Origin of the sequence: Parapedobacter brassicae (assembly GCF_051400755.1) — a bacterium.
Lineage (GTDB): Bacteria > Bacteroidota > Bacteroidia > Sphingobacteriales > Sphingobacteriaceae > Parapedobacter.
Genome location: NZ_JBLFFL010000007.1, coordinates 127,856 through 149,113, shown reverse-complemented (window position 1 = coordinate 149,113; position 21,258 = coordinate 127,856). Strand labels below are relative to the sequence as shown.

The window sequence follows — 21,258 nt, the reverse complement described above, 5'->3', positions numbered from 1 at the left end:
TGAATTATGAAAACCAAGTTATATTTCTTTATCGGCGTGTTTGCTTGTTCATTGGTGTCTCATGGGTGTCATGATAAGTTGAACGTCGATCTGGAGAGTGCCATTACGGCAAACTCCATGTGGGCGGATGAAAGCGATGCTACTGCAGCGATGTATGGTGTCTACAACGAGATGCGTTTCGCGTTTTCGGATGCCTATATCTTCTGGGGAGAGTATCGCTCCGGCTTATGGGGTCGGGGTCTGGCTACTAATGCAACTTACAGCGACCCGTTTACCAACCAGTTGAACAGTACGCATGCCCATTCCAATTGGCAAAACCTGTATACGACGATCAACGATTGCAATCTTATCCTGAAATATACGCCGAACATCTCGTTTGTCAATGAAGCTGATAAAAATAAGGTATTAGCGAATGCACTGTTTGTCCGTGCTTTCTGCTATTATTGGATCGGCCGCATTTGGGGCGACGCCCCGGTATTACTGAACGGTTTTGAGTCCGGGCAACAGGAAGATCTGTACCCTTCGCGTGACCCGGCTGATCTGGTATTTGAGCAGGTGCGAGCCGACCTGGAGGCCGCAAACTCCCTGATGCCCGAGGAGGTGACCGATCGCGATCTGGCATCCAAGGCGGCAATCAATTTGTTGCAGGCCGATTATTATCTGTGGATGGCTAAGGTAAGGGGAGGGGGCGATGCTGCTTTAAATTCAGCGAAGCAGGCGGTCGACGCGGTACTGGACAATCCAAATTATGCGTTGATGTCAGACTTTTCGAGTGTGTTTAGCAGCGAACTCAATCAGGAAATCGTATTTGCTTGGAGCTATGTGATGGATGAGTATACCGGCGGATATCCGGCAGATCACTTGGTGCCGCTCCAGTACATATCGACCGAATACGTGGAAAATCCGATCAAGGTAGGCAGCCACCAACAGTGGATTTTTCTGACGGATGATTACAAGGCGTTTTTGTCGGAAAACGAAGATGATCAGCGGACAAACGTCAGTTTTGAAACCTTTTTCGATGCGCCAAAGGATGCCACCTTTCAATGGATCAACAAATATGCGGGCAGCTGGCAGAACCAAACACGCGTTTTCGACGCAGACATTGTCGTCTACCGGTATGCGGATGCATTGCTGATGAGTGCTGAGATTGAAAATGCACTGGGTAATTCGCCCTTGGCTTTGGAGCGGTTGAATATCGTCGCTGAGCGGGCTTATGGCACCGCAAATTTCTATTCTACAGGCCGCTCATCAGAGCAGATCGATCACGATATTTTGAACGAACGCAAGAAAGAGTTTGTATCGGAAGGGAAGATCTGGTGGGATTTGATCCGGTTCGGTGTCGTGTTTGATGAGGTGTCGAGTTTGGCGGGTCGCGAAAGCGAGCAAAATATCTTGCTTTGGCCAGTACATAACAACTCGATCAATACGAATCCCAACATTATTCAAACACCCGGGTATTGATGGGCACGGATATGAGCCTATTTAAAATCAAATATGGCTGGTTACTGGCGGTATTCACGGTCATGGTGAGCCACTCACGAGCCGCCGTGGGTGCGCCCCCTCGGCGACCCAATGTACTGTTCATTGTGGTGGATGATCTCCGGCCTCAGCTCGGCTGCTATGGCGACTCCGTAGCAATCACCCCGAACATCGATCGATTGGCGGATCGGGCAGTGGTGTTTGATCGCGCGTATTGCCAGCAGGCGGTTTGTGCCCCATCCAGGGCCTCTATGTTGACAGGCAGGCGGCCTGACGCCACCAAGGTATGGGATTTACAAACGCATTTCCGGAAGGCGCTTCCAAATGTGGTGACACTGCCGCAGCATTTCAAAGCGAATGGATATGATGCGCGTGCCATTGGAAAAATCTACCACGATCCGGCGGATGCACAAGATCCGGTTTCTTGGTCGGTTTCTCCAGTGTTGTCCGTGACCGATGACGCCGGTGGCAAATATGTACTCCGCGAAAACCTGATGTCAAAGGGCTCGTGGAAAGCCGCGGCCACTGAGTGTGCCGATGTGCCGGATAGTGCATATGTAGACGGCAGGGTTTGCAACGCAGCAATAACGGCGATTCGGGAACTGAAAGACACCAGTTTTTTCCTTGCGGTTGGGTTCAGACGGCCACATTTGCCATTTTCGGCACCCAAGAAATATTGGGATTTGTATAAATCTGCGGATATCCCCATGCCTTCACAGCCTATCCCCCCAAAGGATGTACCTGGGATTGCATTGCACAATGGTGTAGAACTGCGCGGATATACCGACATGCCGGACATGGGACCGTTATCAAGTGAGCAAATCCGACAATTGCGCCACGGTTATTATGCCAGCATCAGCTTTATCGATGCGCAGATAGGCCGGGTGCTGGATGAACTGGAACGGCAGGGGGTGCTCGATGAAACCATCATCGTACTGTTGAGCGACCATGGTTTTCATTTGGGCGAACTGGGTCTTTGGTGTAAAACCACCAACTTTGAATTGGATACACGAGTGCCGCTGATTATCGCAGCGCCCAGCCGGTCTGTCAAAGGGATGCATACGGATGCTGTTGTGGAGCTGGTTGATCTTTATCCAACCCTCGCCGATTTAGCTGGCTTACCGGATCCGGAAGCGGTGGATGGTGTCAGTTTAAAGCCCTTGTTGACACATCCCAATAGGCCATGGAAAAGCCAGGCATTCAGTCAATTCCCTCGCCCCTGGATGTACAAAGGTGCTCCTGAAGTCATGGGATATAGCGTACGCACGGTAGATTTTCGGTATACCGAATGGCGGCAGTTGAGCGATGCGTCGGTGGTCGGCACCGAACTATACCGTTATGACGGTACGGGAGCGGAGACCGAAAACCTTGCTAATCAAACCCAATATACGAAGAAACGGCAAGAGATGCATGCGTTGCTAAATAGGGACAGTGACACGATGAAATGAACAACATGAAAACATTTAGTAGCAGTACAACCAGTTATAGGAGGCTGATAGCGTTGTTGTTGGCAGGTATGCTTTTCGGTTCGGTCTATGCCGATATCAAGCTGCCTGCGGTATTTAGCGATGGCATGGTGCTGCAGCAACAGACGACTGTGCCGCTTTGGGGCACCTCCGGCGGTGAATCCGTTAACGTCACCACCTCCTGGAATGGAAAGCAGTACCATGCCAAGGTAAACGGTGACAGCACTTGGCGGTTGTTGGTGGAAACGCCCAAAGCGGGAGGACCCTATGAGATTCACCTAAATGACGGAACCGAATCTGTATTAACGGATGTGCTGATCGGCGAGGTGTGGCTGGCTTCGGGTCAATCCAATATGGGAATGCGAGTGGGAAACCCGCCTAAAGATACCATCTTGCACGCCGCTAAACTCATGGCAGAAGCAGGTAACCCGCTTATCCGTCTGTTTAGATTACCGGTAAAGCAGGCGGTACATCCATTGGATGACTGTGATGCTACGTGGGCGCAGCCCGACTCGGCCTCGGTGTCGGCCTTTAGCGCGGTGGCTTATCAGTTTGCCTTAAAATTGCAAGAGGAACTTGATGTGCCCGTCGGTATCCTCCAATCCGCTTATGGCGGCACACAGGTCCAAGCGTGGATGGATTCGACCACGCTAAACTCCTTTCCGGAACTCGCAGGTCAACCAGTGCCCGAAAAGGTCACTAAAAACACTCCAACAGTGCTGTTTAATGCCATGATCAATCCGATTTTGGGTTATGGGATAAAAGGCGCGATATGGTATCAGGGTGAGGGAAACCGCGGCACAGCCGATCGGTACGCGGATTGGTTTGCCGGTATGGTACGCGGCTGGCGGCAACGGTGGGAACAAGGCGAGTTCCCATTCTATTACATGCAGATTGCGCCGTTTAAATACGATGGCAGCCTTCAGTCCGCCTACCTGCGTGAAGCGCAATCGGACGCAGCGGATGAAATCCCGAATGCGGGGATGGTGGTCACCATGGATGTCGGTTTGGAAAGCACCATACATCCGCCGGATAAAACGACTGTTGCCAATCGGTTATCCAACCTCGTGTTGGCAGAAACGTATAAAAAGAAGCACGGAGAAGTATTCAGTCCCGAGCTGAAACGTACAACGGTTGATGGAGAGACCATGCGGCTTTATTTTGATCATGTGGCTGAGGGCTTGACGGCGTCCGGCCAGGTATTGCTGCATTTTGAGATGGCTGGCGCGGACCGGGTATTTTACCCGGCTGAAGCACAGATTGTAGCGAAGGACGAAATCGTGGTGACTTGCGAGCGGATTGCCAAACCGGTAAGCGTGCGCTATGCATTTAAAGATTGGGTGGTCGGCGATTTATACAATTCAGTAGGGCTGCCGGCGTCATCGTTTAAGACCGATGACTGGTAAGATCAGACTGGTGTTAACTAATAGTGGAGAGAAACGTTTCGTAAATTTATAATAACATGGTAAAAATTAATGGGCTTATAGCAGCCACGTTTTCAACTTTTCATGCCGATGGCTCACTCAACCTCGAAGGCATTCCGCCCTTGGTTGATAAGCTCGTAGCGGATGGCCTAAAAGGAATCTTTATCTGCGGCACCAACGGCGAGGGACCGAATCTGACGATTGAGGAACGGATGACGGTGGCCGAAGAATATGTGCGGGTGGCAAAGGGGCGGCTGCTGGTCTTGGTGCACGTAGGACATGCTGCGATCGCCGAATCGCGCAAATTAGCAGCCCATGCCGAGAAAATAGGCGCGGACGCGATTTCAGCGGTGGCTGGATTTTATTTTAAGCCCACCTCGGTAGCCAATCTGGTGGCTTGTATGGCCGACATCGCATCGGCAGCACCCCATACACCGTTCTATTACTACCACATCCCGACCCTTACGGGTGTTGGGATGGATATGGTGGAGTTCTTGCAGTTGGGTGAAGCGCAGATTCCTAATCTGGCGGGCATCAAATACACGGCGTCGACGCTTCATGAATACCAAGCTTGTCTGGATTACTCAAATGGAAAATTTGATATCTTGTTCGGCTATGATGAGCTGTTGCTCAGTGCGCTGGCCGTAGGTGCTAAAGGGGCGATAGGCAGTACATACACCTTCGCAGCACCAATGTATCTGCAGGTGATCAAGGCCTTCAATACGGGTGATATGTCGGCAGCCCAATCCTTGCAGCTCCGGCTGGTCAAGATGATCAGGGCAATGGTGAAGTATCCACCTATACCTTCTCAGCGCGCCATCATGAAGATGCTGGGATATGATCTGGGGACATGCCGTCTACCGCTCACGCCGCTTACGGGGCATGAAGCAGCGGCACTACAGCAGGAATTGGATGACCTTTCTTTTTTTGAAGCGCTAGAAAGTGCTCAGGCTTCCATCACCTATGATTCATGATGACCAGTAATTATAAGTATATGTTGATTTTCTCAATGGCGGTTGCTCAGGCCTGCCACGATTCGGAACGGACGGATCTCGCCTGGCGACAATTGCCGCAGGTGCCGGATGAAGTCGGGTTTGCTGGGGCATTTGCAGGTATAAGCCAAGGACAGCTGCTGGTGGCGGGCGGCGCTAATTTCCCAAAAGGTACCCGTCCATGGACAGGGGGCACGAAATACTGGAACGATGGCATCTATGTATTGCGAAAGGATGCGGACCATTGGGAGGAGGTCGGCAAGCTGCCGCGGCCGATGGGTTATGGGGTGTCGATCACCTGGAAAGACCGGGTGCTGATCTTTGGCGGTGCAGACCAGGAACGGCATTACGAGGATGCCTATATGCTGCATTATGCCGATGGCCAAGTCAACATCGATACGCTGCCATCCCTGCCGGAACCGAATGCAAATGCCTGTGGTGCCCTGATTGGCGACGTGGTTTATATCGCTGGCGGACTTGCTTCGCCCACTGCCAAAGCGGCGAAGAGTACGTTTTGGAGGCTGGATATGGGCGTGCCGCCGGACGAAAGGCACTGGCAGGCATTGGAAACTTGGCCAGGGGAGCCCCGGATGCTTAGCGTAGCCGGTGCAATGGACGGCGCGTTTTACCTATTCAGCGGCGTGTCGTTAGCGCCGGACGAAAGCGGCACGTCTGCCGAACGGAAGTACCTGACCGACGGATTCCGATATATGCCCAACAAAGGATGGGAAAAAATCAGCGATTTGCCACATCCGGTGGCTGCTGCGCCAAGTCCTGCTTATGTGCACACAACAGGTCAGCAACTGCTGGTGTTTGGAGGAGATGACGGGAGCAAGGCCGGACAAAATGAGGCGCTGAAAGACAAACACCCAGGATTTAATACTGCAGTTTTGGTGTATGACAACCGGCGCAATGCGTGGCGAATCAGCGGCGCAATGCCAACGGATCAGCAGCCTGATCCGGAAAACAATCCCAACGCCAGTACATGGGCTCCGGTGACCACGCCGCTTGTCGAGTGGGATGGTGAAGTGATCTTGCCAATGGGCGAGGTAAGACCCGGTGTGCGCACCAATAGGGTGTTGGTCGGGAAACTGCTAAATGACTGAAAAAATGAAAAAGGGACTGACAGCACGCACCTGGTATCCATGGGTGATCGTAGGAGTACTATGGATCGTAGCGTTTTTGAACTACCTGGATAGGATACTGATCACGTCTATGCGTGATCCCATTGTGTCCGAATTTACGTTGGATGATGCCCAGTTTGGTTTGCTGACGTCCGTATTTTTGTGGTCTTACGGGATACTCAGTCCTTTCGGTGGCTTCCTCGCGGATAAGTATAGCCGTAAGAACGTCATCATATTTAGTGTCACGGTGTGGTCGCTGGCCACCGTCTGGACCGGGCTGGTTTCATCTTTTGAAGAGATGATCGCCGCCCGGATCGTGATGGGTGTCAGTGAAGCGTTTTACATACCGGCTGGATTGGCGTTGATCACCGATTATCATCGGGGGAAGACCCGCTCCTTGGCTACCGGATTGCATTTCAGTGGATTGTACGCCGGACTGGCCCTTGGAGGCGTCGGGGGCTATATCGCGGAAATTTGGGGATGGCGCTATGGCTTCCAGGTATTCGGGGCGTTTGGTTGCATTTATGCTATTTTTCTCTTGTTTCTTCTGCGGGACAAGGGTAGGGATGCGGACGCATCGGTAGCTGAAAATGATATTCAGGTGAAAGAACCGGTTCAGCTGGTTGCGGCGATTAAATCGTTGCTGACCGAGCGATCTTATCTCATACTGCTGTTTTATTTTGTGGTGTTGGGAATTGCTAACTGGTTGATATATGCTTGGCTGCCTACTTTTTTGAAGGATCAGTTTGCACTTGGACTGGGAGAAGCGGGCATATCGGCCACCCTTTATCCGCAGATCGGTTCATTCATTGGCGTATTGCTGGGGGGGCTCTGGGCAGACCGGTGGTTTCGGACAAATCCCCGGGCACGCATTTTGGTCATTCTGATCGGGTTTACGGTGGGGGCACCCTTTTTGATGCTGATGTCATGGACACCGGTTTTTCTAATAGCGATCGTTGCCATGTTTATCTTCGGAATGGCACGTGGATTCAACGACGCCAATCTCATGCCGGTGGTCAGGCAGGTGGCGGATAGCCGCTATGCTGCCACAGCTTATGGGGTGTTGAATTTCCTGAGTACCATTGCAGGCGGATTGATGGTCTATGTAGGCGGTGCATTAAAAGATGCCCAGATAAACCTGTCCATTATATACCTCATCGCGGCCGGTTTGCTGTTGTTGGCCACGTGGTCGTTGTTTTTCATCAAGATCAAGAAAGAATGGTGACGACCCTGACTGCCGAAAAATGCCGTGGAAATTGGGGTACGCTGCTATTGCCTATCAATACGGATGATTCGATTGATTTCTACCGGCTATCCGAAGAGATTGACCGGTTGATCGCTGCTAAGGTGGATGGTATCTATTCCAATGGAACGGCAGGAGAGTTTCACACGCAGACAGAAGACGAATTTGACTGCGTCAACCAGCTGTTGGCCGAAAAATGCAGCGCCAAAGGCATGCTATTCCAGGTGGGGGCATCACATTCGGTACCCATAACCGCAGTTGACCGTATCCGGCGCAGCAAGAAGCTAAATCCTGCGGCTTATCAGGTCATTTTGCCCGATTGGGTGGCCGTCAATTTAGAAGAAGCGCTGATTTTCTTGAATCGAATTGCTGCCGTGGCCGATCCGATTCCGCTGGTGCTCTACAACCCACGCCACGCCAAGAAAGTGCTGTCACCCGAAGATCTTTTAACGCTATCCGAAAAAATCCCCTCCCTGATCAGCATCAAATTGCTGGACGGAGATGAGGCATGGTATGAACGCATGAAACCCGTGGCGGGTAAGGTGGCCGTCTTTGTGCCCGGCCATCATTTGGCAACGGGGGTGCATAGGGGAGTAGCCAGCGGCGCGTATTCCAATGTGGCTTGCATCAACCCATGGGCGGCACAACATTGGTGGCACATGATGCAAACGGCCATCGGCGAAGCGCTTCAAGTGGAGCAATGCATCCACGCTTTTTTTTCGAGCTACATCGTTCCTTTCGCCCAAAAAGGGTATAGCAATCCTGCTTTGGACAAATTATTGGCCACCGTAGGCGGTTGGGCCGATATTGGCACCCGTCTGCGGTGGCCATACCGATCGATACCGATGACGGAAGTCGCCGATGTCAAACGGGGAGCTACCAAAATATTACCTAGCTGGTTTTTTGAGGTGCGTGACTAAGACGATATCGCGCGGGTTAATACGTATATCGCTCCACGGAGGCAATCTGATTGTCGTCTTTGGTAAATACCAGTACGGGTTGATAGGTTTCTGCTTCTTCTTCACTTACATTGCAGAAGCTCAGTATGTGGACTGTATCACCCACTTTGGCGTGTAGTGCGGCACCACCATTCATGCAGACTTCGCCACTTCCGCGCCTGCCCGGGAGGACGTAGGTCATGATCCGGCTTCCGCTTACCGCATTGTTGATGTATACTTGCTCGTATTTTTTTATCTGGGCGGCATCCAGCAGGTCGGCATCTACCGTGATGGAGCCGTTATATTCAACATTAGCTTCGGTTACTTTTACAGTGTGAATCTTCGATTTTAAAATAGTTAACTCCATGGTTTTATTCGTGTGTTTTTTAGTCGTTATTTACGCGATACGGATATTCCAGTCTTGGTCGTCAATAGTGTCCAGCCTGATTTGCTTTTCGTGTTGTACGATCTGATGACATTGATAATGGCAATGGTAGGTAAATCGGTATGGTTTATCCAAATTTATCTGTTGATTAGCCATACAGCTTGCGCGATAGTCTTCATTTCCGTCAACGGCATATTTTACAACCAATAGCAAACCCCGTTCCAAATCCCGATCAAGGAAATACCAGGCTCCCTCACCAATGCCTCCCAGCCATTGCGCGGATTTTGGTATACTCGATGGTCTTTCGGGTTCGGCCATGTTGCCGGGTTCCCGGTCACATGGCAATGCTTTGGCTTTGGTAGTGGATAAGTTGTGCAGCAATAGGTCTACTTGAAAATGCAAGGATTGCCAGCGATTCATCTTGAAGGAGGCCAATGAGCCTTCATGGTAACGGTAGATGATCTTATTTGGTGAGGCATTGACCACATTGCTCATCGGGCTTGCCTTGAGACTCTCTGGGAGGCCGACCCGCCGCCGGGCGGGGTGACGAGCTGTTAGGCCAGCTAACAATACTTGGGCGACAAAACGCGAGCAACTGTTATTGTCTTTGGCTATCGCCCCATATTTGACCGGACCGCTTTCTACAATACGCCGTGCAAATCGGGTGGATTTTGCATAGGAAATGCCTTTTGCAAGTGAAAAAAACAGCCTACCGCCTCCATGTGTGGCATACTCCATTTGATGAAGTTCGGCTGTGATCGCTTGGAGATTCTGTATGGTTCCGGTGTTGTCAAACTGTGCCTGTGTATTCAGCGCAAGTCTCGGGTCAGATTCGGATGACCGGGCCCGTCCATATCCCCGCGGTGTCACGTAACGCCCGAAATCATAATAGGATAGCGTACCGCTTTGGCGATTGATCAATATAATAGCGGCATGACCCACTCTAAAATTTAGGTTTTTGACGACGCCAAGCTGCTTAAGTAACGCCATCCAACGCTCATCGCCGCGCGCAGTTTTATCTGGCCAAGCGATGACAAGCGCTAAGTCCTGGTGTTTTTCCACATTTCCTCCATTCACAGATGTTGATCCTCGGCGGTGAAATAACCGCCTAAATCTGTAAAGAGTTGGGAATTTAGGTCAATGAATGCTGTTAAGGCCAATGTACCAGAAAACTTACCGAATGAAGTTTAAAATTTATCGCGGAAATGTGGCAGAAATTATCATTTTTGTAACCCAGATATTGCTGACGTGATAAAACCGTAATATGAAAGAGTTTCTTAAAACAGTTAACGGCAGATTGCCTTTTATTTTAATCGTTATCTTTGCCATCGTTGGCATTAGCTCCTGCAACAAGCGCAGCGGCAAACCAAGAATTTTGGTGTTTAGTAAAACCGCCGCGTTTTACCACGAATCTATCCCGACAGGGAATGAAGCATTGATCAAACTGGCGAATGAAAATGGTTTTGATATTGATACCACTACCAACGCCGAATGGTTCACTGAAGATAGCTTGGCCAAGTACTCCGCAGTGGTATTTCTCAGTACCACGGGTGATGTGCTCAACCACTATCAGGAGGCTGCATTTGAACGGTATATCCAAGCCGGGGGTGGCTTTGTAGGCATCCATGCGGCGTCCGACACCGAATACGACTGGGGCTGGTTCGGTCGCCTGGTTGGGGGTTATTTTCTAAGCCATCCCCATCAGCAAGAGGCCACCTTCCACGTGGTAGACTCGCTTCATCCGGTTACGAAAGGACTGCCTACAACCTTCAAATACCACGATGAATGGTATAATTTCAAGAAACTCAACCCCGATAACAATGTGTTGATAACGATCGACGAGAGCAGTTATGAAGGCGGTAAAAATGGCGACGATCACCCCATGATCTGGTATCATGAGTACGATGGGGGGCGTTCGTTTTATACTGCCTTGGGCCATTCTTCGGAATCTTTCAGTGATTCCCTTCATCTGAACCTGATACTTGGAGGTATCAGATACGCCATTGGCGAAAACCATAAGCTCAACTATAGCAAAGCGAAAACGCAGCTTCCACCGGAGCGGCAACGTTTTGTAAAGACGCAATTGCAGCAAGGAGAACTCTTCGAACCAACGGAGATGGCCATACTGCCCAATTTGGATATTTTGGTAGCGCAGCGTCGCGGCGAACTCATGCTTTATAAGCAGGATACCGACTCGTTGATGCAGGTAGGACTATTGGATGTTTATCATCGGACCGACGTGCCAAATGTAAATGCCGAGGAAGGGTTCATGGGATTGGCCCTAGACCCCGATTATGAGAAAAACAAGTTCATCTATGCCTTCTATAGTCCATCGGACACCTCAGTAAACCGTTTGTCTCGCTTCGTTTACGATAATAACAAGCTCGATCTTTCGTCCGAGAAAGTAGTCTTACAGTTTTATTCCCAACGGGATATTTGCTGCCATACCGGAGGATCGATCGCCTTTGGCGGGGATGGATTACTATATCTCTCTACCGGTGATAACTCCACGCCATTTGATCAACCTGACCCGTCGTATAAGAATCATGGGTTTGCACCGTTGGATAGCCGTCCCGGGTTCGAGCAGTATGATGTACGCCGTTCCTCAGGCAATACAAACGACCTGCGCGGAAAGATCCTCCGCATAAAACTACGTCCTGATGGCAGCTATGAGGTGCCCGAGGGCAATCTTTTCGCCAAAGGTACGGAAAAGACCAAGCCCGAAATTTATGCGATGGGCCTTCGGAATCCATATCGTATCTCGGTTGACCAAAAAACAGGTTACCTTTATTGGGGAGAGGTGGGACCCGATGCCAATAATGACAGTTTGGATACCCGCGGTCCACGGGGTTACGATGAGGTAAACCAAGCCCGGCAGGCTGGATTCTTCGGCTGGCCCTTATTCATTGGCAATAGCTATCCATACCGCGCATATGATTACAAGACAGGGCAGTCCGGCGAGCCGTTTGACCCGAAGCGTCCGCTGAATAACTCGCCGAACAACACCGGTTTACAGGTACTGCCTCCGGTGCAACCGGCATTTATCTGGTATCCGTATGCGGCTTCCCCGGACTTTCCGCAGCTCGGTACCGGCGGCCGCAACGCCATGGCCGGTCCCGTTTATTATACGGACATGTTTCCCAAAGAGACCCGGTACCCCGACTACTATAATGGCAAGCTGATCATCTATGATTGGATACGTGGCTGGATCAAGGCGGTCACCATGCTGCCAAACGGCGATTATGACAAAATGGAGCCGTTTATGGAAGGCGAATCATTTGCCAACCCCATTGACATGGAAGTAGGTAAGGATGGTAAGTTATATATATTGGAGTATGGCAAGGGCTGGTTTGCCAAGAATGCCGATGCAGGCATTGTGCGAATCGATTATATTGCAGGCAACCTCCCTCCGCAAGTAGGAGAAATTGCCGTCGATAAACACAACGGCAAGGTTCCTTTTACCGTCAATGCCACGGTAGAAGCAACCGATCATGAAAATGATAAGCTGTCGTATACTTGGAAAATAGGAGCGATTACCCAGAAAACCGAGGGTCCCTCGCTATCTTATACGTTTGATCAATCGGGTGAACACGAGATCAGTGTTGTCGTGAGCGATGCATCAAACAACAGTGCGGAGTCAAACCCGGTAGCGGTGTATGCGGGCAATGAAGAGCCGGTGGTGGATATCGTACTGTCCAATACCAGTGGTTTTTATACACCTGGCGAACGCATCGAATACGAGGTGAAGGTAACCGACGATGGCCGTGAAATTGATCCCGCCAATTTGGTGGTATCGGTTGATTATGTAAAAGGCACCGACCTAGCGGGGACTTCCCTCGGTCACCAGCAGGTATCCGAACTTGTTCTGGGTCGCAGTCTCATGATGGCATCCGATTGTCAGTCTTGCCATAAAATTGCCGAAAAGAGTGTCGGTCCGTCCTTTATGCAGGTCGCCCAAAAATACAAAGGGCAGGATGATGCTGCGACTTATCTCGCAGATAAGGTACTCAACGGTGGGGGCGGGGTATGGGGCGAAGTGGCCATGGCGGCACATCCGGATATGAAGGAGGCTGAGGCCAGGCAAATGGTGCAGTGGGTTATGTCTTTGGCAGATGACCAATCGGCCAAACGAAAATCGCTTCCGGTCAAAGGAAGCATCGTATCCAAGCCGGCCGCAGCCGAAGAGACCGTGCTGCGTTTCAGCGCGCAGTATACGAATGCTCCCGGTATGGGAATACGCCCATTGACAGGATCTAAAACGGTGGACTTGAAGCTGAAACCAGCGGCCAACTAGCGTTTGGTAAACGCTATCGCGAACGAACGTGAAAAGGTATTGGAACCGGCTGTTTGACACGGATCACCAGCATTTGGCAGGCTTGGATCACCTCCGGGCATTGGCCATCATTTTGGTATTCTTGTGTCATTACCGGGCCTATGACCGACCGGATTGGGTGAATGAGATCGGGCTGTTTGGCTGGAGCGGAGTTGACTTGTTTTTCGTACTGAGTGGGTACCTGATCAGTGACCAGCTGATGCGCCAACTGATTAGCAAGCACACCATCGGTTTCACCGAATTTTATACGCATCGGGCGTTACGTATTTTCCCTGCATACTTTTTTGTGGTGGCGCTATATTTTGCCTTTCCGTTCATTCGGGAACGGGAAGGCATTGCCCCGTTGTGGCAGTTTTTGACATTTACGCAGAATTTTGATCTCGATTTTGGCAATGAAGGAACGTTTTCCCATGCGTGGTCACTGGCCATAGAGGAGCAATTTTACCTCTTGCTGCCCGTTTCACTTTGGTTGATCGCGCGTACAGCCGCTTGGAGACAAGGGGTGTGGGTCTTTGCCGGTATACTGGTCTTTGGTTTGCTCATCAGGGGGATCAATTGGCTGTATTTCATGCAGCCCTTTTATGAAAACGGTATTACCGCCGATCGTTTTGTGACCTATAACAAATGGATTTATTATCCGACATATAATCGCTTGGATGGATTGGTAGTGGGGGTCGCGATTGCGGCAATCATGAATTATCGCCCGCGGTGGCGTGCATGGCATGCGTCCCGGGGTAATCAGTTGTTAGTCATCGGATTGCTACTGCTGGCAGGCGCTTATTTTTTGATGAGGGGCGACCGGCTGGATCTTTGGCCAACGTTAGTTGGGTACCCCTTACTATCTGTAGCCTATGGCTTCATGGTGTTCGGGGCGCTATCTCCTTCCTGTATCTTATACCGGGTCAGGTGGAGAGTGAGTACGATGATTGCGGCATTGTCATACGGCATATATCTTTGCCATAAGTTTCTGAATCATATCATGCAAGCACCATTGGATGACTGGGGATTGGTCAGTGATGGCAGCTTACGCGTACTAATTTGTGCCGCGGTTTCGGTAATCGGCGCGTTGTTGTTGAATTTCGTGGTGGAATACCCGTTTTTGAGATGGCGGTCGCGCTTGAAAAAACGTCAATCATACCGATAACAATGCAGTCTTCCATCGTTTTTGCTGCATAGCAAGTAGGTGGGATTATTGCCGCGCAGGGGACCCATGTAGAAAAGTGGACCGCAATCGGATGGAAGGTCGACGGGCGGGTTAGCGCTGTTTAGATCTTGGACCGTGTCTTGCTGACGGATGCGCTCTGCGGCTGTGTTGTGGGTTTTGCTTCGTAACGATCTTCCTCGGCCATCATAAGAAAGGATGCGGTTTTTAACCGGTACGGTTATGTGTATCTCTTCTTTCTCATCCGATGTGATGGCACCTTCGGTGGCTTTTAGCGGTAGCTGCAATGAAAAGCCGGGCAGGGGATCACCCTCGTTGTCGATGCGATAAAGTCTATCGGCAGTAGTGAATACCAACGTGCGATCGGCCAGTTGCTGAACGCTGCCCAGAATGGGTCCGGGCAATTGAGCATTCCATAGTTTTCGGCCATCAACGGATACTGCGTGCAGGATATGGCTGCGATCCTGTACCAAGATATAGTTTGCCGTATCGTTGTATTGGCACACCACAGGCTTAGTGATCAGCTGGCCGTTTAGTGTAAAGGTCCATTCGGATATTGGGGTAGCTGTTTCTTGGACAGTGGTTTCTTGAGTAGCTGTTTCCTGCGGAGCGCTGACCGGTGTGCGATTATCGGGATATGCGGCATAGACATTCGTGAAAAAACCTTCCGAATTGCCCGAGAGCTGCACCGACCAACCGTAAAACCGCTGGTAGCCGAAATTCGTGGTATCCATATAAGCCGTTTCAAACGGCGGTTTCAGTCCCCTTGCAATCGTGTTTCCTGCGTTTTCATTGTGGACAAAGAGCGATACATTGGCTTTGTTCGCCTGCAGCGCATTAAAATTGATATAACCTATCGTGGATGCCAATGTTTTCCCAGTGCTGTATGCCGCCTCAAACTGCCGTAATGTGCTGGCGTGATTGGCACAAATCATATAGGCATCTATCAATAAGAAATAGGGGCGGGTAAAAGGTTTCAACGGATCTCCAAAGCTGTAATACAGCAAATTGGAGTGGTTGAGCCGATGCATGTTTTCAGGATAGCGCGTACTGATCCGCTGAATAACACTCGAAAATGAACGCGAATCCTTCACCTTGATCACCGCGACGTTCTCCCTGTTGGCCAGTTCAACCACCGCAAACTCGTCGTCCCATTCAGGCAGCAGATCTGCTGCTATGGATACCGTTGACGATTGGCGGATAAGCCGGTGCTGTTCATTGATCTGGCCGATTTCCTGCCGATCGGTAAATAATTCGACGAGGTTGTTGTGTAGCGACTTATAGTCGGTGATACCGAACCATAGGTAGCTGGCTGTACTGACGGGGAATACGGTAGCCAAGGTTTGTTCAACCGGTCGCTGCTGACGATATAGCGAAAGGTAGGCAGCGGAGTCGGTAGCTAACGTACTGCCGCCGCTGAATATGAAAGCATCATTTTTGAAATTCATGCGGAGGGTCGAATACCCCGTAAATCCTTGGAGCAACTGCGCGAAGTCGCCCGGCTCGCGGCGCATCAAATCCTCGGCTAAGTCAAAGAGTTGATCATGCCGTATGTACCAGGTCAGCGGAGCCTCGTCATCGGCTACCGAGCGGAAGTGTGCAGTGGCATCGGAGGGGAGTTTCGGTGTGTTGTCATCGATCGCACGGCTGATTAATTGCCTGCTAAAGCTTGCCAATAGTACACCTTGTTGTTCCATCACATACAAGGGTGGTGCCTGGTCTGTTGGTTGCAGGCTGAATATGTGCCTGGATGAGTCTGCCCATTGCACGGTGACATTACTGTCAATGTCCTGAATGGCCTCGAACAGTTCATCAACCGCCAGTCGCTCGTTGGTCGCTAATGCAATGAGGTAATCCAATCGGTTTTCCCCCGCGTGGAAAGAGAAGAAGACCTCTTGTCCGGCGATGTACGGCGCAAGCTGCTCCTGCCGTAGAATCGTGTCTTGAACGTAATTAAGCTGTTGTATACCCTCATGGCCAAGGACAGCGTGGAACAAATCGAACTGCGCAAATAAGTCATCCACCAGGGTGTCATTGGTAAAGGACAGCAGGAATGCTGCATCCCCTGGAACATGCGTTAGGGCCTTTCGCTTAGATGAGTTGCCCTCTTTAAGATCCGAAAAATAAAAAAAAGAGGCAACCACCACTGCAATGAATAATACTGACGTGATGATAATCGTGCTCCGCATCCCTTACAAACCTAACATAAAAAGTGCCACTTTCCAAGCCTTGCATATGACTTTGATATTGACTATGTTTGGAAAATATTACGTTCAAACGTTGACCTTATATAAATCATTGATACACTGATGAACAAACGGATTATACTCGCTGCTTCTTTCTTTGGGCTCGCTGCAGTGGTATTGGGTGCTTTTGGCGCGCACGGTTTGGAAGGTAAAATCAGCGACGACCAATTGAAAACCTGGGAAACTGCGGTAGACTATCAATTTTACCACACGGTAGCGCTATTGTTTCTGGCTACATTCTCCAGGGCTAAAAACACCTATATCAAATTTTCCTTCGTTACGTTTACCTTAGGCATACTGTTATTTTCGGGTTCATTGTATCTGTTGAGCATCCGCACGCTCACGGGTTTTGGAGATCCAGCGGTGTTAGGACCCGTTACGCCGATAGGAGGGATATGTTTCATACTGGGTTGGCTGGGACTGTTTGTGGCCACCATAAAAAATAAGGGATAGCACGATTCCCTGCTTACTGTGACCATGCTTGAATTTACTGAAGGCACCGCCGATATGCGGACCACACGTTTCGTGGAGGTGGTCTTGCCCTTGGCCATTTCTAAAACGTATACCTATCGGGTTCCGGCCGATTGGGATGCGATGGTCGACATAGGTAAACGGGTGATCGTCCAATTCGGGAAGAATAAGGTGTACTCTGCCGTTATCTACCGGGTGACCGACCAGGCTCCTGAACGATATGAAGCGAAATACATCCTCGATATATTAGATGACGTACCGATTGTTGGCGATACCCAGCTCAGGCTATGGGATTGGATTGCATCGTATTATCTATGCACATTGGGCGAAGTGATGCAGGCGGCACTGCCGGCGGCCCTGAAACTCGCAAGCGAAACGAGGATCATCGCTGCCGATCACGAGGGTGTGGACCGTTCGTCGTTAAGTGACAAGGAATTTCTTATTTTGGATGCACTGGATATTGCACCTGAACTGAAGGTAAGCGATATTGTAAAGTTATTGGGCCAGAAAACCGTATTTCCCATCTTAAAAAAACTGTTTGACAAAGGGCTGATTTTGATTTCGGAAGCGCTTGCCCCGAAGTACAAACCCAAAATGAAGACGTTTGTCCGGTTACAGACTGATTATGCCGACGATCAAGGGAGAAAGCTGCTGTTGGATTCCCTTAGCAAGGCACCTAAGCAACAGGATGCCGTGCTGGCCTATCTCCAGTTGATGCGCCGACAGTCTAAGGTGACCAAAGCTGAACTCATGGAGGCAAGCGGCTGCAGCGCAGCGGTGATCGCGGCGTTGGCGGAGAAGGAGGTGTTTGTGCTGGATGAGCGCGCTGTGAGCCGGCTGGATGGGGAAGATGTTGAAATCACGGGCGACTTCACTTTCAACGATGCGCAGCAGCAGGCTTTCGGCGAAGTCAAGCGTCTGTTTGAGAAAAAGGAGGTAGTGTTGCTGCACGGTGTCACTGCATCAGGCAAAACTCAACTGTATATCCGGCTGATGGAAGAAGCGGTGGCAAAAGGTACCCCAGTGTTATATCTGCTGCCTGAAATCGCGTTGACCACCCAGATTACGGAGCGCCTGAGGGTCCATTTCGGCAATAAGCTGGGGGTTTACCACTCGCGTTTCAACGATAATGAGCGGGCGGAAGTCTGGCACAAGGTGCTCAACAATGAGTATCAAGTGGTGGTAGGCGCACGATCGGCCGTTTTCTTGCCATTTCAATCGATGGGACTCATCATCGTCGACGAAGAGCACGAGACTTCTTATAAGCAATTTGATCCGGCACCGCGTTATCATGCGCGGGATACAGCTATTTATCTGGGGCATATCCACGGTGCTAACGTATTATTGGGATCTGCAACACCTTCTATAGAGAGTTATTATAATGCCCGCGCGGGCAAATACGGCTTGGTAGCGCTCAAGCAGCGTTTCGGCGATGCGAAGCTGCCCGAGATTGTCACCATAAGCATCAGCGAAGAAAGCCGTAAGGGGAACATGTTTTCCTATTTCAGCGATACCTTGCTTAAGGAGATGGAACAGGCATTGGTCCAACAGCGGCAGGTCATTCTATTTCAGAATAGGAGGGGGCATACGCCGCTCCTGCAATGCAAGACCTGCGGATACATTGCCAAATGCATCCATTGCGATGTCAGCCTTACGTATCATAAAAGCAGCGGCAAATTGCATTGCCATTATTGCGGATTTTCGGAAGATCCGATACAGGTATGTCCCGCTTGTGGCGCCACCCATATTGAAAACAAGGGCTTTGGCACGGAGCGGATCGAAGAAGAATTGGGGACCCTGCTGCCCAGCGCTCGGATCGGCCGCCTCGACCTGGATTCGACGCGCGGAAAACATGGCTTTGAAAGTGTGCTGACGGCTTTTGATGAACATCGGTATGACGTACTGGTGGGCACCCAGATGGTAGCCAAGGGACTGGATTTCGGTAAGGTGAGCGTCATCGGTATCATCCATGCAGACGGGTTGATCAATTATCCGGATTTCAGGGCGTATGAGCGGGCTTTTTCGTTACTCGCCCAGGTGAGTGGCCGAGCCGGACGACGCAATGATGGCGGCAAGGTGGTGGTGCAATCTTATACACCCAGCCATCGTGTCATTCAACAAGTGAAAGATAATGATTATGAAGGAATGTTTATGGCGGAAATTGCAGAACGGAAACAGTATGCGTACCCGCCATTTTATCGGCTGTTTAAAATCGATGTCAAACACAAGGAACAGCAAGCGGTACATGACGCAGCGCATCGTCTAGCGGCTACGTTGCAGGAAGGACTGGGACAGCGGGTATATGGACCGGAAGTCCCCTTGGTCGGCCGCGTGCGAAACCATTACATTTATAGCATCCTCCTCAAAATCGAACGCATCGGTGTTAGTGTGGTCAAGGTAAAGGAACTCATAAAAGCGGTGCTGCTGCGCTTCGAAGCGGATAAGCGCAATAAAGGGGTACGCGTGCAAGTTGACGTCGATCCTTATTGATTGATCAAACCAAAACTATATTGGAGCGTGAGCGCGGCTACGGGTGAGAAAAAATACTCCCAACGGTATCGTTTGGTCTGTACAGGGGCACCCGTAAAAGAATCGTCGCTGTAATTGTTTATCTTTTGATAGGTATAGGCAATGTTGAAGTTTGCCTCAGCAGCAACGGCCACGCGGGGAACGATATACAGTTTTGCACCGATGAACGGCGAAAATAACCCAGCATTTTTATGGTCTTCGGCGAATATCGTGGTGTTGCCATAACCCTTCGTGTTTAATTCTTGGATCATAAAGCCCACATCGGCTCCAAAATAGGGTTGGAACCGAGCGTAATTCACGCTTTTCTCCACACCAACTTTCAATGCGGTATTCCGAAATTTTCCGGTGACTTTGGGAAGACATCCGTCACACTCGTTATCAAACGTGATTTCGTTATTAAAATGAGCGGCCTGAAGGCGGTATCCTACCTGATTGTCGTTGATTTTGAATAGAATACCGTTTAAATAAGAGTTTTGAAAAGGCCCTCCCGCTGGTTGGTTGAGCACCTGCGGAAATTGTTCATGGGCGTATGCGCGTATGGCAACCGTATACCAGAAATCGGTGTTGAAATTGTATTGAGCTCGTTTGGGGATGACCGGAGTGGGGTATTTGACAGTATCGATTTTGGTCACTTGTGCGGACAGCTGATGGACCCCGAAACATAAAAACGCAAATAAAAGTAGATACCTCATTTGTAACAACGTTTATACGTGCGAAAATAGTAAATAAAATCATATATCAATGGAAGTGGATTAATTTGTATATCAAACCAAGTTTATCTAAGTTTGACGAGCATGGCATATAAGTTTATTGATAATTATCGCGAGCGGGGCGCGCGCAAACAGTTGGTGGAATTATTGAAGCAGCGGGGTATTGAAGATAAGCGCGTGCTGGCAGCCATTGGCAAGGTACCCCGGCACTTTTTTTTTGATGAGACGTTTTGGAATCAGGCATATAAGGACATTGCTTTTCCCATTGGCGATGGACAGACAATCTCTCAACCGTATACGGTAGCTTACCAAACGGAATTGCTGCACATCAGGCCGGGCGATAAGGTGCTGGAAATCGGTACCGGCTCCGGATACCAGACCTGTATCTTGCTTGAACTGGGAGCCGATGTATATACCATTGAGCGGCAGCATAATCTATATCATCGCACGATTCAAGTATTGCCACATATGGGATACAAACCCCACTTTTTCCTCGGTGATGGGTCTAAGGGCATCCCCGATCACGCCCCTTATGATAAGATTCTGGTGACTGCTGGAGCACCGTTTGTGCCCGAGGTGATGCTCAAGCAACTTCGCGTGGGGGGTGTTTTGGTCATTCCGGTTGGGAACGAAAAAACCCAAAAGATGGTAACCATTCTACGCGTAGGCGAGCAAGAATACGAACGGATCGAGCTGGATACCTTTCGGTTTGTTCCACTCGTGGGTGATCAGGCCTGGTAAACGAATCAGTTGAAT

16 protein-coding genes are annotated in these 21,258 nt (G+C 50.2%); 12 read left to right on the top strand and 4 right to left on the bottom strand.

From position 1 onward, the window contains the following. Positions 1-6 precede the first annotated feature (6 nt). Genes ACMGDE_RS17200 through ACMGDE_RS17170 form a run of 7 tightly spaced genes read left to right on the top strand, consistent with a single transcriptional unit; the run spans position 7 to position 8,648 of the window. A complete protein-coding gene (locus ACMGDE_RS17200) occupies positions 7-1,461 on the top strand; it encodes a RagB/SusD family nutrient uptake outer membrane protein (RefSeq protein WP_436834058.1) in 1,455 nt (484 codons plus the stop codon). Positions 1,462-1,472: 11 nt separating this feature from the next. Then, a complete protein-coding gene (locus ACMGDE_RS17195; RefSeq protein WP_436834057.1) occupies positions 1,473-2,927 on the top strand; it encodes a sulfatase in 1,455 nt (484 codons plus the stop codon). A 5-nt stretch (positions 2,928-2,932) separates the two neighbouring features. Then, the gene (locus ACMGDE_RS17190; protein WP_436834056.1) at positions 2,933-4,351 is read left to right on the top strand and encodes a sialate O-acetylesterase; all 1,419 of its coding nucleotides are present in this window, start codon (positions 2,933-2,935) and stop codon (positions 4,349-4,351) included. Between the two features lie 56 nt (positions 4,352-4,407). After that, positions 4,408-5,343, top strand: a complete 936-nt coding sequence (locus ACMGDE_RS17185; protein WP_436834055.1) for a dihydrodipicolinate synthase family protein — start codon at positions 4,408-4,410, stop codon at positions 5,341-5,343. Between the two features lie 20 nt (positions 5,344-5,363). After that, positions 5,364-6,467: a galactose oxidase gene (locus tag ACMGDE_RS17180; protein WP_436834054.1), complete on the top strand. Its 1,104-nt coding sequence runs from the start codon at positions 5,364-5,366 to the stop codon at positions 6,465-6,467. A gap of 4 nt (positions 6,468-6,471) precedes the next feature. Next, positions 6,472-7,710, top strand: coding sequence for an MFS transporter (locus ACMGDE_RS17175; protein WP_436834053.1), 1,239 nt, complete (start codon positions 6,472-6,474; stop codon positions 7,708-7,710). Beyond that, positions 7,704-8,648, top strand: coding sequence for a dihydrodipicolinate synthase family protein (locus ACMGDE_RS17170; RefSeq protein ID WP_436834052.1), 945 nt, complete (start codon positions 7,704-7,706; stop codon positions 8,646-8,648). The genes ACMGDE_RS17175 and ACMGDE_RS17170 overlap by 7 nt, the downstream gene beginning before the upstream one ends. A gap of 16 nt (positions 8,649-8,664) precedes the next feature. Here ACMGDE_RS17170 and panD read toward each other — a convergent pair whose 3' ends face one another. Then, complete coding sequence (gene panD / locus ACMGDE_RS17165) at positions 8,665-9,033, bottom strand: aspartate 1-decarboxylase (RefSeq protein ID WP_436834051.1); 369 nt, start codon at positions 9,031-9,033, stop codon at positions 8,665-8,667. A gap of 30 nt (positions 9,034-9,063) precedes the next feature. Next, entirely contained in the window at positions 9,064-10,113 is a 1,050-nt protein-coding gene (locus ACMGDE_RS17160) for a DUF6695 family protein (protein ID WP_436834050.1), read from the bottom strand. A gap of 316 nt (positions 10,114-10,429) precedes the next feature. On the opposite strand from ACMGDE_RS17160, the gene ACMGDE_RS17155 reads away from it, so the two are divergent. Together ACMGDE_RS17155 and ACMGDE_RS17150 are read left to right on the top strand one after the other, a co-directional pair. Next, on the top strand, positions 10,430-13,345 hold the full coding sequence (locus ACMGDE_RS17155; RefSeq protein ID WP_436834111.1) for a ThuA domain-containing protein: 2,916 nt from the start codon (positions 10,430-10,432) through the stop codon (positions 13,343-13,345). Between the two features lie 28 nt (positions 13,346-13,373). Then, the gene (locus ACMGDE_RS17150) at positions 13,374-14,528 is read left to right on the top strand and encodes an acyltransferase family protein (protein ID WP_436834049.1); all 1,155 of its coding nucleotides are present in this window, start codon (positions 13,374-13,376) and stop codon (positions 14,526-14,528) included. Here ACMGDE_RS17150 and ACMGDE_RS17145 read toward each other — a convergent pair. Beyond that, entirely contained in the window at positions 14,513-16,735 is a 2,223-nt protein-coding gene (locus tag ACMGDE_RS17145) for a hypothetical protein (protein WP_436834048.1), read from the bottom strand. The genes ACMGDE_RS17150 and ACMGDE_RS17145 overlap by 16 nt on opposite strands. A gap of 120 nt (positions 16,736-16,855) precedes the next feature. Here ACMGDE_RS17145 and ACMGDE_RS17140 point away from each other — a divergent pair, with 120 nt between their 5' ends. Then, positions 16,856-17,245, top strand: coding sequence for a DUF423 domain-containing protein (locus ACMGDE_RS17140; RefSeq protein WP_436834047.1), 390 nt, complete (start codon positions 16,856-16,858; stop codon positions 17,243-17,245). A gap of 24 nt (positions 17,246-17,269) precedes the next feature. Beyond that, positions 17,270-19,753 carry a replication restart helicase PriA gene (priA, locus tag ACMGDE_RS17135; RefSeq protein WP_436834046.1) on the top strand — a complete coding sequence of 828 codons (2,484 nt, stop codon included), beginning with the start codon at positions 17,270-17,272 and terminating at the stop codon, positions 19,751-19,753. Here the strand turns inward: priA and ACMGDE_RS17130 are convergent. Continuing rightward, on the bottom strand, positions 19,747-20,484 hold the full coding sequence (locus tag ACMGDE_RS17130) for a hypothetical protein (protein ID WP_436834045.1): 738 nt from the start codon (positions 20,482-20,484) through the stop codon (positions 19,747-19,749). The genes priA and ACMGDE_RS17130 overlap by 7 nt on opposite strands. Before the next feature lie 102 nt (positions 20,485-20,586). Between ACMGDE_RS17130 and ACMGDE_RS17125 the strand changes: the two genes are divergently transcribed. Further along, on the top strand, positions 20,587-21,243 hold the full coding sequence (locus tag ACMGDE_RS17125) for a protein-L-isoaspartate(D-aspartate) O-methyltransferase (RefSeq protein WP_436834044.1): 657 nt from the start codon (positions 20,587-20,589) through the stop codon (positions 21,241-21,243). Positions 21,244-21,258 lie beyond the last annotated feature (15 nt).

Bases quoted from the DNA above. Each gene is read 5' to 3' on its own strand.
- ACMGDE_RS17200 (WP_436834058.1), top strand. From the start codon at position 7: ATGAAAACCAAGTTATATTTCTTTATCGGCGTGTTTGCTTGTTCATTG.
- ACMGDE_RS17195 (WP_436834057.1), top strand. From the start codon at position 1,473: ATGAGCCTATTTAAAATCAAATATGGCTGGTTACTGGCGGTATTCACG.
- ACMGDE_RS17190 (WP_436834056.1), top strand. From the start codon at position 2,933: ATGAAAACATTTAGTAGCAGTACAACCAGTTATAGGAGGCTGATAGCG.
- ACMGDE_RS17185 (WP_436834055.1), top strand. From the start codon at position 4,408: ATGGTAAAAATTAATGGGCTTATAGCAGCCACGTTTTCAACTTTTCAT.
- ACMGDE_RS17180 (WP_436834054.1), top strand. From the start codon at position 5,364: ATGTTGATTTTCTCAATGGCGGTTGCTCAGGCCTGCCACGATTCGGAA.
- ACMGDE_RS17175 (WP_436834053.1), top strand. From the start codon at position 6,472: ATGAAAAAGGGACTGACAGCACGCACCTGGTATCCATGGGTGATCGTA.
- ACMGDE_RS17170 (WP_436834052.1), top strand. From the start codon at position 7,704: ATGGTGACGACCCTGACTGCCGAAAAATGCCGTGGAAATTGGGGTACG.
- panD (WP_436834051.1), bottom strand. From the start codon at position 9,033: ATGGAGTTAACTATTTTAAAATCGAAGATTCACACTGTAAAAGTAACC.
- ACMGDE_RS17145 (WP_436834048.1), bottom strand. From the start codon at position 16,735: ATGCGGAGCACGATTATCATCACGTCAGTATTATTCATTGCAGTGGTG.
- ACMGDE_RS17140 (WP_436834047.1), top strand. From the start codon at position 16,856: ATGAACAAACGGATTATACTCGCTGCTTCTTTCTTTGGGCTCGCTGCA.
- priA (WP_436834046.1), top strand. From the start codon at position 17,270: ATGCTTGAATTTACTGAAGGCACCGCCGATATGCGGACCACACGTTTC.
- ACMGDE_RS17130 (WP_436834045.1), bottom strand. From the start codon at position 20,484: ATGAGGTATCTACTTTTATTTGCGTTTTTATGTTTCGGGGTCCATCAG.
- ACMGDE_RS17125 (WP_436834044.1), top strand. From the start codon at position 20,587: ATGGCATATAAGTTTATTGATAATTATCGCGAGCGGGGCGCGCGCAAA.